Here is a 12466-nt window from a genome sequence, read left to right on the forward strand (position 1 = left end):
TTGGAAATCTTTGACAATCTGGCGCTCGGCTTCTCCGTCGCCTTCACCTTCCAGAACATTCTCTACTGCTTCCTGGGGGTGCTGCTGGGCACGCTGATCGGCGTTTTGCCGGGCCTCGGCCCGGTGCCGACCATCGCCATGCTGCTGCCGATCACCTTCGGCCTGCCGCCGGTGGCGGCGCTCATCATGCTCGCCGGCATCTATTACGGCGCGCAATATGGCGGCTCGACCACGGCCATCCTGATCAACCTGCCGGGCGAGAGTTCGTCCGTCGTCACCGCCATTGACGGCTACCAGATGGCCCGCCAGGGCCGGGCCGGCGCCGCGCTTGCAACCGCCGCGCTCGGCTCCTTCTTCGCCGGCTCGGTCGCCACCTTCCTGCTCGCCGTCTTCGCCCCACCGCTCGCCGACCTCGCGCTCAAATTCGGCCCGCCCGAGTATTTTGCGCTGATGGTTCTAGGGCTTGTGGCCTCCGTCGCGCTGGCGTCGGGCTCCGTCATCAAGGCGCTGGCGATGGTGGTGCTGGGCATTCTGCTCGGCCTCTCCGGTCAGGACGTCTACACCGGCACCCCACGCTTCACCTTCGACATGATCGAGCTGGCGGATGGAATCGAGTTCGTGGCGCTGGCCATGGGCGTGTTCGGCATCGGCGAGATCGTGCGCAATCTCGAGGACGAGCACACCCGCACGGTGATGGTGCAGAAGGTGAAGGGCCTGCTGCTCTCCAAGGAGGACTTCAAGCGCATCATCGGCCCGGTGATTCGCGGCACCTTCCTCGGCTCCTTCCTCGGCATCCTGCCGGGCGGCGGCGCGATCCTGTCGTCCTTCGCCGCCTATTCCATCGAGAAGAAGATCTCCCGCCACCCCGAGCGCTTCGGCAAGGGGGCCATTGAGGGCGTGGCGGGGCCGGAATCGGCTAATAATGCGGGCGCGCAGACCTCCTTTATCCCCATGCTGACGCTCGGCATTCCGTCCAACCCGGTGATGGCGCTGATGATCGGCGCGCTGATCATCCAGGGCATCGTGCCCGGCCCGAACGTCGTCAACGAGCAGCCGAGCCTGTTCTGGGGCATTGTCGCGTCGATGTGGATCGGCAATTTCCTGCTGGTGGTGCTCAACCTGCCGCTGATCGGCATCTGGGTCCGGCTGCTCACCGTGCCCTATCACATCCTCTTCCCGCTCATCGTTGGCTTCTGCTGCATCGGCGTCTACAGCGTCAACAATAACAACTTTGACGTGTATACGATGGCCATCTTCGGCCTCATCGGCTACGTCCTCGTCAAGCTACACTGCGAACCCGCGCCACTTTTACTTGGGTTCATTATTGGGCCTATGCTTGAGGAATATTTGCGTCGTGCTATGCTGATATCGCGAGGTGATCCGCTGGTCTTCATCTCGCGTCCGATTTCTGCGACGATGCTGGCGCTGGCGGCGCTGGCGTTGCTGGTCGTGCTGCTGCCCTCCGTGCGCAAGAAGCGCGACGAGGCGTTCAAAGAATGAGGACAACTGGCAGGGGGGTGTAGACAGGCCGGAATCGCTTTGCTACATGACCCCCCGTTCGCGGGACGTTGTTCCGCAGACACCCGGTCCGGGCGCATAGCTCAGTTGGTAGAGCAGCTGACTCTTAATCAGCGGGTCCTAGGTTCGAGCCCTAGTGCGCCCACCATCTCCTCCCAGGACATGAAAATTTCGGACGGGTGTCCGCCGGCAGGTGGTCGGTAGTTTCTTTAGATTAGCTTCATTATACCACTACCGCGCTTATGGTGCGCGCTAGCCTGCTTCCATGTTCGACGGGATACATCGCGCCGATCAGCAGCTTCTCGTCGTGGAGGGTCCGCAAATCAGGATCGTCGCGGCCAATGCGGCGGCGTGCGGGCTGCTCGATCAGCCGACTCTGGAAGAGGGCGCGCGGGCCGGGCGAGTGCGACGTCGATGGGCTGATGGAGCGACAGGCCGGGCGCTCTACCGGGCCAAAGCCGCCGGCCGTGGCCGGGTCGTCATCGACGGCTCGTGAACGCGTCCGCCGCCCGGCTGTGCTAGGTTGAAACGTCACGGCGATCCCTTCCGGGGACGCCACTGCCGGAGGCGTTGTCATTTCCCACCAACTGTCGATGATCTGCGCGCATTGCCAACGCTGCGGCCGTCGCTCCGCGCTTGGCACGGGCGATGCGACCGCTCTTGAAGAAGCCGATCCCACCGAGCCGGCGCCGCGCCTGCGCTGCGACATGTGCGGCGGGCGTCGCGTGACGCTGTTCCGTGCGCGTGGGCCGATGGAAATGATCGCCTTCCTGTCCGGCCGGCTCTAGCGCGGCGAACCATTCGAGCCTTGCCGCGTTGTCTGCCCGAGCACTCGACGGCGAGCACTCGACGGGAGGACAGCGACATGGCCAATGGCGATCCGTTTTCGAACAATGTTGACAAGGCTCTGGGCACCACGGGCCATGGCGGCGCAACGGCAGGCTCCGGCACGACCTCTAGCGCCTATGGCAGCGGCTCGACGGCTTCCACGTCCGGCAGCGCCCGTACGTCGCCGACCGAAGGGCTGGGGGCGGGCCTGGAGCGCGATGCTCGCACGGCCCTGAACTCGACCGGCGGGGCGAGTGAACGCCGCTTCTCCTTCAACATGCTGCTGGCGACGGCTGTCGCCGGCTACGCGCTCGGGCGCCTGCTCCCGCGCTGAGCGGCTCCCGGAAAGGTCATTATGCAGACTCTCACCGTGCGCCACCTCACGCGCTACACCTACGCCAACCCTGTCGAGTTCCAGCCGCATCGGCTGATGCTGCGTCCCCGTGACAGCCATGACCTGCGTCTGGTCGCGGCGCAGCTCACGCTCTGGCCGCCCGCCAATGTGCGCTGGATGCATGACGTGTTCGGCAACTCGGTGGCGACGGTGGACTTCACCGAGCCGGCCAACGAGCTGTCGATCGAAAGTGTGCTGACCATCGAACGCTATGGGCTGGGCGGCCTCGACTTCGAGATCGCCGAGGCGGCGAAGGAGTACCCCTTCGTCTACTCGCCCGATGACCGAACCGATCTCGGGCGCATGCTCGAGCCGCACTATCCCGACCCTATGGGCGAGCTTGAGCAATGGGCCAAGGGCTTCATCGCCGGGCGCCCGACCGATACGATGGCTCTGGTGACCGACATCAACAACAGCATCCATCAGGGCTTCGCCTATCAGGTTCGCCATGAGCAGGGCACGCAGCCGCCGCTTGAAACGTTGCGGCTGGGGTCGGGCTCCTGCCGCGATTTCGCATTGTTGCTGATCGAGGCTGTGCGCGCCCTTGGCTTCGGCGCGCGCTTCGTGACCGGCTACCTCTACGACCCGGCGCTGGATGGCGACGGGCCGGCGGTTATCGGCGCGGGGGCGACGCATGCCTGGGCGGATATCTATCTGCCGGGCGCGGGCTGGGTCGAGTTCGACCCGACGAATGGCACCATCGCGGCCGACAACCTGATCCGCGTTGCGGTCACGCGCGACCCCAGCCAGGCGGTTCCCGTCACCGGCGGCTTTACCGGTCTCACCGGCGACTATCTGGGGATGGAGGTCAACGTCTCCGTACGTTCCCAGCCCGAGCCGCTGGCCGCCTGAGACCTCTCAACCTAAAATCCCCCGCAGCACCTTTGCGGGGGATGTTGCCGTGTCGCTTCAGCTTTGGGCGTGGCTCGCTCTGATCGCCTACACGCTTCACATCCTCGAAGAATTCTCGTTCGACTGGAGAAACTGGGCGCGCTCGGTCATCAGCCTGCCCGTCGAGTGGAGCGACTTCTATCTCACCAATGCGGCTGTGGTTGTGCTGGGCTTCGCGCAGGCGCAGATGTCCGACCTGCTGGCCCTCGCGCCGCTGAGTTTTGCGGCGCTGATGCTCATCAACGCCACTTTCTTCCACGTCCTGCCGATGATCGTGTCCCGAGGGCGTTTTTCGCCGGGCACCTTCACCGCCGTGCTGTTCTTCTACCCGGTCGGTTTCGGCATGTTCTTCGCTGCGGCGCAGGAGGGGAAGCTGTCCGGCACCACGCTCCTTGGCGCCCTTCTCACCGGCGCACTGCTGATGGCGTTTCCGGTTTGCCTGCTCAAGGCAAAGGGCCTGCCGTATTTCCGGCAGGCCCGCTGAGGTGATCAGGCCACGGCTTCGGCAAGGGCCGGATAGTCGATATAACCTTTGGCGCCGCCGCCATAGAGCGTGTCGCGGTCGAGCTCGTTGAAGGCGGCTCCTTCACGCAGGCGCTCCACCGCGTCCGGATTGGCGATGAACGCCTTGCCGAAGGCGACAAGGTCTGCCTTGCCGCTGGCGACGACATCTTCAGCCATCGCCTTGTCGTAGCCGTTATTGACCATCCAGGCGCCGCTGTAGCGCTTGTGCAGCGCCTCGAAGTCGAAGCCCGGCACCACGTCGCGCGGGCCGCCCGTAGCGCCCTCGATGATGTGGATATAGACCGGCTTGATCGCCTCCAGCACGTCCAGCACATGCGCGAAGAGCGCGGCAGGGTCGCTGTCGGAGAGGCCATTGGCCGGCGTCACCGGGGAAATGCGGATGCCGGTACGCGCGGCGCCGATCTCGGCCGTGACGGCTTCCATGATTTCCTTTAGGAAACGCACGCGGTTCTCGATCGAGCCGCCATAACGGTCGGTGCGCTTGTTGGCGCCATCGCGCAGAAACTGGTCGATCAGATAGCCATTGGCCGCGTGGATCTCGACACCGTCGAAGCCGGCGCGAATGGCGTTGGCGGCCGCAAGGCGGAAGTCCTCGACAATGCCGGGGATCTCGTCCGTCTCGAGCGCGCGGGGCTCGTCGACATCGGCAAAACCGTTATTCACATAGGTCTTGGTCTCGGCACGGATCGCCGAGGGCGCGAGCGGTGCGCCACCGCCGGGCTGCAGCGAACGGTGCGAGACGCGCCCGACATGCCAGAGCTGCACGAAGATGCGCCCACCCTTGGCATGGACGGCGTCCGTCACCTTCTTCCAGCCCTCGACTTGAGCTTCGGTGAAGATGCCGGGCGTGTCCTGATAGCCCTGCGCGGTCGCGGAAACCTGCGTCGCCTCGGTGATGATGAGACCGGCCGAGGCGCGCTGGCCGTAATAGGTCACGGCGAGCGGCGAGGGGACGAGGCCCTCGACCGCGCGGTTGCGGGTCAACGGAGCCATGACGATGCGGTTTGTCAGCGTGATGTCGCCGAGGCGGTAGCTATCAAAAAGAGAAATCGGCATTGCGGAAATCCTGTCCGTGAGACTGTGATCGCGTTGCACGTAGTCATCCTTCCGGCGGAGGGAAGAGGCGCCCAACGTGCATTGCTGCAATGCAGCGCGTCGAGCCGTGGCTTTTTCGCGTGTCCGACATCTGGGCATTCTCGGCCGGATCGCTGCACATGGGCGCCGCGATGCACTAGAAGGGGGGGCCGGCCCACAGAGCGTTCCCGCATGATCGATATCGCCTCGCGCGTCTACAATCACACTTGGAAGATCGACCCGATCGTGCGCTCGGTGCTCGATACTGACTTCTACAAGCTGTTGATGGCACAGACGATCTACCGTCGGCATTTCCAGACGCGGGTGACCTTCGGCATCATCAACCGCACCGCGCATGTGCGCATCGCTGATTTTGTCGACGAGGGCGAACTGCGCGAGCAGCTCGACCATGTGCGCTCGCTCTCCCTCACCCGAGGCGAGTCGACCTGGCTGCGCGGCAACATGTTCTACGGCAAGCGCCAGATGTTCTCGCCGGACTTCATGGCCTGGTTCGAGGGCTTCCGCTTTCCGGCCTATCACCTCGAAAAGCGCGACGGGCAATATGAGCTGACCTTCGAGGGCCCATGGATCGAGACCACCATGTGGGAGGTGCCGGCGCTCGCCATCATCAACGAGCTGCGCTCGCGCGCCGTCTTGCGCAGTCTGGGGCGGTTCGAACTGCAGGTGCTTTACGCCCAGGCGATGACGCGGGTTTGGGAGAAGGTCCAGCGGCTGCGCGCGCTCGGCGGGGTCAATGTCGCCGATTTCGGCACGCGCCGGCGTCATGGCTTCCTGTGGCAGGACTGGTGCGTGCAGGCGATGATGGAGGGGTTGGGCGAGAGCTTCCTCGGCACCTCCAATTGCCTCATCGCCATGCGCCGCGAGGTCGAGGCTACCGGCACCAATGCCCATGAACTGCCCATGGTCTATGCCGCGCTGGCGCGCTCCGACGCGGAACTCGCCGACGCGCCTTACAAGGTGCTGTCGGACTGGCAGAAGGACTATGAGGGCAATCTGCGGGTCATCCTCCCTGACACCTTCGGCACGACGCATTTTCTCCAGGAGGCGCCCGACTGGGTGACGAACTGGACCGGCATTCGAATCGATTCGAAGGATCCCATCGAGGGTGGCGAGGAAGCGATCGCCTGGTGGATCGCGCGGGGACAGGATCCGCGCACCAAGCTCGCCATCTTCTCCGACGGCCTCGATATCGCGGACATCGAGACCATCTATCGCCACTTCCAGGGCCGGATGCGTATCGGCTTCGGCTGGGGGACCCTGCTGACCAACGATTTCCGCGACTTCGTGCCGGAGGGGCGGCTCGACCCGATTTCCATCGTCTGCAAGGTGATTTCCGCCGACGGCCATCCCACCGTGAAACTGTCCGACAACGCCACCAAGGCTATGGGTCCGGCTGACGAAATCGCCCGCTATCGGCGGGTGTTCCATGCCACCGAACAGCCCCGCCGCGAACTCGCCGTTTAGGCCCGGAGCGGAGGTATTAATTTCGCGTGTGCGAATGCGCCGCGCCGGTGGGCCCAGAGTTGCCGCAATCGCCATACAAGTTGAAAAACCCGCGATGTTGCTTTCTTGCATCAACGCGCCCGATGCGGTTAGTGTGTCGCCGGAGCGTGCGGGAAGTAACTTGGTAGTGGCGTGAGTCCCTCGGGACTGGCCACAAAATCGGAAGCAACGCATGCGGCGTGTCGAGCACTGCGAAACCGAGTGGATGGTAGTGGATAGGGGCGGACTGGGTTCGCCCGAGGCTCGATCCCGTACCGAAACCGGTCGTATGATGCCGACATCCGCAGGCCTTCGCTGGTCGTGGACGATGGTCCCGGCCGCGGTGATCGCAGAGTGATGCGCGCCATGTCGACCTCGACGCAGGAACAGCGCGGCTCCGGCCTTTCGTCCACGCTGGTCAAGGATTTCCGCGCCATTCTCACGGCTCTTGAGCAGGAGAAGGCGACCCGCGCGGATAGCGCGCCGCCTGAGCGCCTTCTAGTAGCCGAGCCGGTCGCCGAGCCGGTACGGCCGTTGGTCACGCGCCGCGAACCCATCGAGAAACCGGCGCCGGCTCCCTATTCCGAAGTCCGCAGCCGGATCGCCGCCCTTGGGGACGTCCGGGACATGTTCCCCTCCCGGCCCGCGACGAGCGAACCCGCCCATCCGCCGGCGCCGCTTTCTTCCGAAGCTCAGCCTGTTCCCGCCCAGCTTCGCCCCGCAGCCCTGCGCCCGGTTGCCCAGCCGCTCGCTGATTCGTCCGTCTCCGAGCCCCGCCGCCGCGGCTTTGGCGTTGTTGTACGCTGCGCCGAGGGCGAGACGCCGGCACGCAAGCGCCGTTCCTCATCCAAGGACGCCTTCACCTGGCAGCGCCTTGGCGTGCTCGCCGTCTTCATGGCGATTGCCGGCGGCGGGGCGGTGGCCCTTCAGTCGGTCGTCGGTCGCGAGGAAGCGAAGGTCGCGCCGGAGGCGATCGGAAATGCCGCCATTGCCAGCGTTGCGCCGTCGGCCCCGCTGGCCGTGCAGCCAGTGGCGGACACGGCGGTAGCCCCGTCCAACGCGCCGTTCCCCATCGCGGCCCAGCCGCAGCCGAGCGCGGCGCCGAGCGTTGCCGCCGTCGTCGCCGAGGTGCCCCAGCCCACGCTGCGCAACGCCGAGCCGTTGTTCGAGACCTCACCGGCCCCCGCCAACCTGCCCGGCGTCACCGCCTTCGCCCCGACGGGCGATGCGGGCGCTGAGGTGCTTCACGCCGACAAGCCCAAGGGCACGACAGAGAGCGCCACAACGACGCTGCCGCGTCAGGCTCCGCTGCCACCGCCGGCGCCGCCCAAGCCGGCTATGGTGGCTGCTGCGCCGCCCGCAGCAGCCCCTGTCGCCGCCTCGGCCTCGGAGAGCGACGCAGCCCCGGCCGGCGAGGATGAGGCGCCCGCTGACGGCGCCGGATTCGGTGGCGCGCCGGTTGGGACGATCACCCTGCGCTCGCCCGTCACCATGCGCGCCGCGCCGAAGAAGGGCGCCGCGCCGGTCGGCAATCTGTCGAGCGGCCAGAAGGTCGAACTCGTCGCCTGCTCGGGCTGGTGCGAGGTCATTGCCGAGGGCAAGCGCGGCTTCATCTACAAGAGCTTTGTGGATGTCTCGGCGGTGAAGCCGCTGGAGACCGCGACGCCCTGAGCGTGGCGCGTCGGTAACATCTTGAATCAATTATTGAGCCGGCAGGTGCGTGGATGGCGCCCCGCGCGGCTCGTCATGCCCGAGGGCGCATGTTAGACGCCAACTGAACTGTTTGGTCGGCGTGCGTCGCGAGGTCTGCTCAATGGGTGAAAGCACCGCTGTGGAAAAAGCTCCGATCCGTGTCGGCGTCATCGGCGTCGGCGTCATGGGCTACAATCATGCGCGCGTGCTGTCCGATCTGCCGGGCGCCATCATGGTCGGCATCGCCGACCCGGACGAGACCCAGCGCGCCAAGGTCGCGGCCATGCTCGGCTGCACCGCTGTCGCCAGCACCGAGGAACTGATCGCGCTGGGCGTCGACGCGCTGGTCGTCGCCGCGCCGACCCATCTCCATCACGACGTCGCACTGGCGGCCATCGCTGCGGGCAAGCATGTACTGGTGGAAAAGCCCATCGCCCCTACCGTCGCCGAGGCCGAGGCCATCGTGGCGGCGGCCAAGGCCAAGGGCGTGGCGCTGATGGTCGGCCATGTCGAGCGCTTCAACCCGGCGGTCGAGGCGGTGAAGAACGCCATTCGCGGCGAGGAGATCCTCTCCATCGGCATCACCCGCGTCGGCCCTTTCCCGCCGCGCATGTCGAATGTTGGTGTGGTGATCGACCTCGCGGTCCACGATATCGACCTGATCTGCCATTTCACCGGCTCGCAGATTTCCGAGGTGCAGCCGCAGGTGAAGGCGGCGGTCGCCGACCGCGAGGACATCGCGCTGCTGCAGTTCCGCACCGCCAATGGCGTGCTGGCGCACATCAACACCAACTGGCTGACGCCGTTCAAGGCGCGCACCGTGCAGGTGGCGACGCGCAACAAATATGTAACCGGCGACCTGCTGACCCGGCAGGTCACCGAGTGCTTCGACTACAAGCCCGATGGCAGCTACTCGATGCGCCATCTTCCCGTGGCCTATGCCGAGCCGCTGCGTGTGGAACTCACCCGGTTCCTGGAAGCCATTCGCGGCGAGAAGGCCCCGGCCGTCACCGGTGAGGACGGCGTCGCCGCCATTGCCACCGCCATCCGCTGCCTGGACGTGCCCGGCTCGGTGAAGCCCGAGGCCGCGCCGCTGCGTATCGCCGCTGCCGGCTGAGCGAGGACGACAATGAACTCCCATGTGAAGACCGACGCCGCGCCGATCCCCTTCATCGACGTCGCCTCGCAGCGCGCCCGGCTGGGCTCGCGGATCGACGAGGCGGTCGCCCGCGTGCTCGACCACTGCCGCTTCGTGAACGGGCCTGAGGTCACCGAGCTCGAGCAGAAGCTCGCCGCCTTCGCCGGGGCCAAGCACGCCATTTCCTGCTCCAGCGGCACGGATGCGCTGGCGATGATCCTGATGGCCTGGGGCGTGGGTCCGGGGGACGCGGTGTTCTGCCCGGCCTTCACCTTCTGCGCTACCGCCGAGGTGGTGCCGTGGGTCGGCGCCTCGCCGGTCTTCGTCGACGTGCTCGAAGATACCTTCAACATGGACCCGGCGAGCCTCGAGGCGGCCATCAAGGTCGCCATCGACAAGGGTCTGACGCCGCGCGTCGTGGTGCCGGTGGACCTCTTTGGCCAGCCCGCCGATTTCGATGCGATCGAGACGATCGCCAAGGCGCATGGGCTGAAGATCCTGTGTGATACCGCGCAGGGCTTTGGCGGGACGTGGCATGGCAAGCGCACCGGCTCCTTTGGTGACGCTATCGCCACCAGCTTCTTCCCGGCCAAGCCGCTCGGCTGCTTCGGCGATGGCGGGGCGATCTTCACCGATGACGACGATCTCGTCCCGGTGCTCAAGAGCGTGCGCGAGCACGGCCAGGGCGTGGACAAATACGAGAATGTCCGCATCGGCATGACCGGCCGGCTGGACACCATCCAGGCCGCGATCCTTCTGGAAAAGCTGACGATTTTCGAGGATGAGATCGCCGCCCGCCAGCGCGTCGCCGCTCGCTACAATGAGGCGCTGGCCGATGTCTGCGTCGTGCCGGTGGTGGACCCGCGCGCGACCTCGGTCTGGGCGCAGTACACGATCCGCCTGCCGCATGGCGTGCGCGACGGCCTCGCCGCCACGCTGCAGAAGGAAGGCGTGCCGACGGCGGTCTATTATCGCATCCCGATGCACCGCCAGCCGGCCTATGCGCAGTACCCGTCCGCCGGCAACGGCCTGCCGGTCTGCGAGCGCCTGTCGGGCGAGGTGATCAGCCTGCCCATGCACGCCTATCTCGATCCGGCGAGCCAGGAGCGGGTGATCGCGGCGGTGCGCCGCGCGCTCGGCGCCTGATAGGGCCGGGCAGGGGGCTGGTGGACACCGGCCGGCGGGGCTAGCTTCCGCCGGTCTCACCCCCAGCCCGGCATTCTCCCGTCATGATTCGCAGCATCTTCTCGGTCGGCGGCTGGACGCTGCTCTCGCGGCTGACCGGCTTTGTGCGCGATATCGTCATGGCGGCGGTGCTGGGCGCTGGTCCGGTGGCGGATGCCTTCTACATTGCCTTCCGCCTGCCCAACCATTTCCGCTCGATCTTCGCCGAGGGCGCCTTCAACACAGCCTTCATTCCCGCCTATGCGCGGGTGAAGACGCAGTTGGGGGATGCCAGCGCGGCGCGCTTCGCCAATGGCATCCTCACCGCCGTCGTGGTGGTGCAGCTCGCCCTGCTGGCGCTGGCCCTGCTCGCCACCCACTGGGTGGTCGCGCTGCTCGCCCCCGGCCTGTCGGATGATCCCCAGCGCTTTGCGCTGACGGTGGATTTCACCCGCATCACCTTCCCCTATCTCGGCCTCATCGCCGTGGTGACGCTGGTTGGCGGCGTGCTCAATGCGAATGATCGCTTCTGGGCGGCGGCAGCGGCCTCCATCCTGCTGAACGTTGCCATGGTCGGCACGCTGAGCGTGGTCGGGCTTTTCCCCACGGCTGGCGACGCGGCGGCGTGGGGCGTGCTGATCTCCGGCTTTCTTCAGGTCGCGCTGCTGGTGTTCGACGCGGAGCGGCATGGGCTTGGCCCCCGCTTTGGCCGCCCGCGCCTCGATCCAGAGACGCGGCGCTTCCTTGTGGCGCTCGGGCCGGCGATCCTCGGCTCGGCCGGCACCCAGCTCGCCATCTTCGCGGATACCATCATCGCCTCCTTCCTGCCGCAGGGAGCGATTGCGGCGCTGTTCTATGCCGACCGCATCAACCAGCTTCCCATCGGTGTCGTCGGCATCGCGGCGGGCATCGTTCTGCTGCCGGAAATGTCCCGCCGCATTGCTGCGAACGACTATGACGGGGCGCGCTATGCCCAGTCGCGCGCCATCGAGCTGACGGTCCTTCTGTCGCTTCCCTTTCTCGCGGCGTCGCTCACGATCCCCGAGATCATCATGCGCGGGCTGTTCATGCGCGGCGCCTTCACCCCCGAGGCGGCCCAGGCCGCCGGGGCGACGCTCGCGGCCTATGGTGTCGGGCTTATTCCCTTCGTCATCATCCGCTCGCTCTCGGCCCCGTTCTATGCGCGCGGCGACACGCGCACGCCCATGCTGGCGACGCTCGGAGCGGCGGCGGTGAACATCGCGTTGAAGATCGCGCTCATCGATCACCTCGCGCAGGTCGGCCTTGCTTTCGCCACCTCCATCGGTGGCTGGATCACGGTAATCGCCCTTGCCGTTCTGGCCCATCGACGCGGCTATGAATGCGGGGACGCCCCGTTGCGGCGGGCGCTCCCGCGTCTCGCGCTGATCGCCGCCCTGCTCGCGGCGGTCCTTTACGCAGCGTCCCGCTACGGTGACGTTGTCGTTACCGCGCTACCCGTCGGGCAGGAGGAAGCGCGGCTTGCACTCTGCATAGCGAGTGGCGGCGTTGCCTATGTCCTGCTGGTGCTGCTGCTTCTGGGGCGGGGCTATCTGCGCACTCTTCTGTGTCCGCGGCGGGTGCCGGCCTCTCCGTGATAGTGCTTACGCAGTGCAGCAAAACTGTGCTAGTGGCTCCGGGCTGTGTGCGTCCGATGCGGGGCGGATCGCGCCATGCGGCGACCGTATTGCGGTCTGCCTGACCGAATTTTCGGAGAGATT

General features: G+C 66.3%; 11 protein-coding genes and 1 tRNA gene. 11 read left to right on the plus strand and 1 reads right to left on the minus strand.

Annotation, left to right across the window (positions count from 1 at the left end; all coding sequences use genetic code 11):
* From OU996_RS12650 to OU996_RS12675, 6 genes are all read left to right on the plus strand, one after another.
* A complete protein-coding gene (locus tag OU996_RS12650) occupies positions 1-1500 on the plus strand; it encodes a tripartite tricarboxylate transporter permease (protein ID WP_267581975.1) in 1500 nt (499 codons plus the stop codon).
* A 90-nt stretch (positions 1501-1590) separates the two neighbouring features.
* Positions 1591-1666, plus strand: a tRNA-Lys gene (locus tag OU996_RS12655).
* Positions 1667-1783: 117 nt separating this feature from the next.
* Complete coding sequence (locus tag OU996_RS12660; RefSeq protein WP_267581976.1) at positions 1784-2014, plus strand: hypothetical protein; 231 nt, start codon at positions 1784-1786, stop codon at positions 2012-2014.
* A 369-nt stretch (positions 2015-2383) separates the two neighbouring features.
* Positions 2384-2680 (plus strand): hypothetical protein, encoded by a 297-nt coding sequence (locus tag OU996_RS12665; RefSeq protein ID WP_267581977.1) that lies wholly within the window; start codon positions 2384-2386, stop codon positions 2678-2680.
* A 21-nt stretch (positions 2681-2701) separates the two neighbouring features.
* Positions 2702-3592 carry a transglutaminase family protein gene (locus OU996_RS12670; protein ID WP_267581978.1) on the plus strand — a complete coding sequence of 297 codons (891 nt, stop codon included), beginning with the start codon at positions 2702-2704 and terminating at the stop codon, positions 3590-3592.
* Positions 3593-3641: 49 nt separating this feature from the next.
* Positions 3642-4115, plus strand: a complete 474-nt coding sequence (locus OU996_RS12675) for an HXXEE domain-containing protein (RefSeq protein WP_267581979.1) — start codon at positions 3642-3644, stop codon at positions 4113-4115.
* Between the two features lie 5 nt (positions 4116-4120).
* On the opposite strand, the gene OU996_RS12680 is transcribed toward OU996_RS12675, so the two are convergent.
* The gene (locus OU996_RS12680) at positions 4121-5212 is read right to left on the minus strand and encodes an alkene reductase (RefSeq protein WP_267581980.1); all 1092 of its coding nucleotides are present in this window, start codon (positions 5210-5212) and stop codon (positions 4121-4123) included.
* A 210-nt stretch (positions 5213-5422) separates the two neighbouring features.
* Between OU996_RS12680 and pncB the strand changes: the two genes are divergently transcribed.
* The 5 genes from pncB to murJ all read left to right on the plus strand — a co-directional run bounded on the left by pncB (position 5423) and on the right by murJ (position 12343).
* Positions 5423-6715 carry a nicotinate phosphoribosyltransferase gene (gene pncB, locus OU996_RS12685; protein ID WP_267581981.1) on the plus strand — a complete coding sequence of 431 codons (1293 nt, stop codon included), beginning with the start codon at positions 5423-5425 and terminating at the stop codon, positions 6713-6715.
* 384 nt (positions 6716-7099) lie between these two features.
* On the plus strand, positions 7100-8404 hold the full coding sequence (locus tag OU996_RS12690) for an SH3 domain-containing protein (RefSeq protein ID WP_267581982.1): 1305 nt from the start codon (positions 7100-7102) through the stop codon (positions 8402-8404).
* Positions 8405-8546: 142 nt separating this feature from the next.
* Positions 8547-9542, plus strand: a complete 996-nt coding sequence (locus OU996_RS12695) for a Gfo/Idh/MocA family protein (RefSeq protein WP_267581983.1) — start codon at positions 8547-8549, stop codon at positions 9540-9542.
* A gap of 12 nt (positions 9543-9554) precedes the next feature.
* Positions 9555-10709 (plus strand): DegT/DnrJ/EryC1/StrS family aminotransferase, encoded by a 1155-nt coding sequence (locus OU996_RS12700; protein WP_267581984.1) that lies wholly within the window; start codon positions 9555-9557, stop codon positions 10707-10709.
* 83 nt (positions 10710-10792) lie between these two features.
* The gene (murJ, locus tag OU996_RS12705) at positions 10793-12343 is read left to right on the plus strand and encodes a murein biosynthesis integral membrane protein MurJ (protein WP_267581985.1); all 1551 of its coding nucleotides are present in this window, start codon (positions 10793-10795) and stop codon (positions 12341-12343) included.
* Positions 12344-12466: the final 123 nt, after the last annotated feature.

Source organism: Ancylobacter sp. SL191 (genome assembly GCF_026625645.1).
Classification (GTDB): domain Bacteria; phylum Pseudomonadota; class Alphaproteobacteria; order Rhizobiales; family Xanthobacteraceae; genus Ancylobacter.

Excerpts from the sequence above, each read along its gene's own strand:
- murJ (WP_267581985.1), top strand. The coding sequence starts at position 10,793 with ATGATTCGCAGCATCTTCTCGGTCGGCGGCTGGACGCTGCTCTCGCGG.
- OU996_RS12665 (WP_267581977.1), top strand. The coding sequence starts at position 2,384 with ATGGCCAATGGCGATCCGTTTTCGAACAATGTTGACAAGGCTCTGGGC.
- OU996_RS12700 (WP_267581984.1), top strand. The coding sequence starts at position 9,555 with ATGAACTCCCATGTGAAGACCGACGCCGCGCCGATCCCCTTCATCGAC.
- OU996_RS12680 (WP_267581980.1), bottom strand. The coding sequence starts at position 5,212 with ATGCCGATTTCTCTTTTTGATAGCTACCGCCTCGGCGACATCACGCTG.
- OU996_RS12660 (WP_267581976.1), top strand. The coding sequence starts at position 1,784 with ATGTTCGACGGGATACATCGCGCCGATCAGCAGCTTCTCGTCGTGGAG.
- OU996_RS12670 (WP_267581978.1), top strand. The coding sequence starts at position 2,702 with ATGCAGACTCTCACCGTGCGCCACCTCACGCGCTACACCTACGCCAAC.
- OU996_RS12690 (WP_267581982.1), top strand. The coding sequence starts at position 7,100 with ATGTCGACCTCGACGCAGGAACAGCGCGGCTCCGGCCTTTCGTCCACG.
- pncB (WP_267581981.1), top strand. The coding sequence starts at position 5,423 with ATGATCGATATCGCCTCGCGCGTCTACAATCACACTTGGAAGATCGAC.
- OU996_RS12695 (WP_267581983.1), top strand. The coding sequence starts at position 8,547 with ATGGGTGAAAGCACCGCTGTGGAAAAAGCTCCGATCCGTGTCGGCGTC.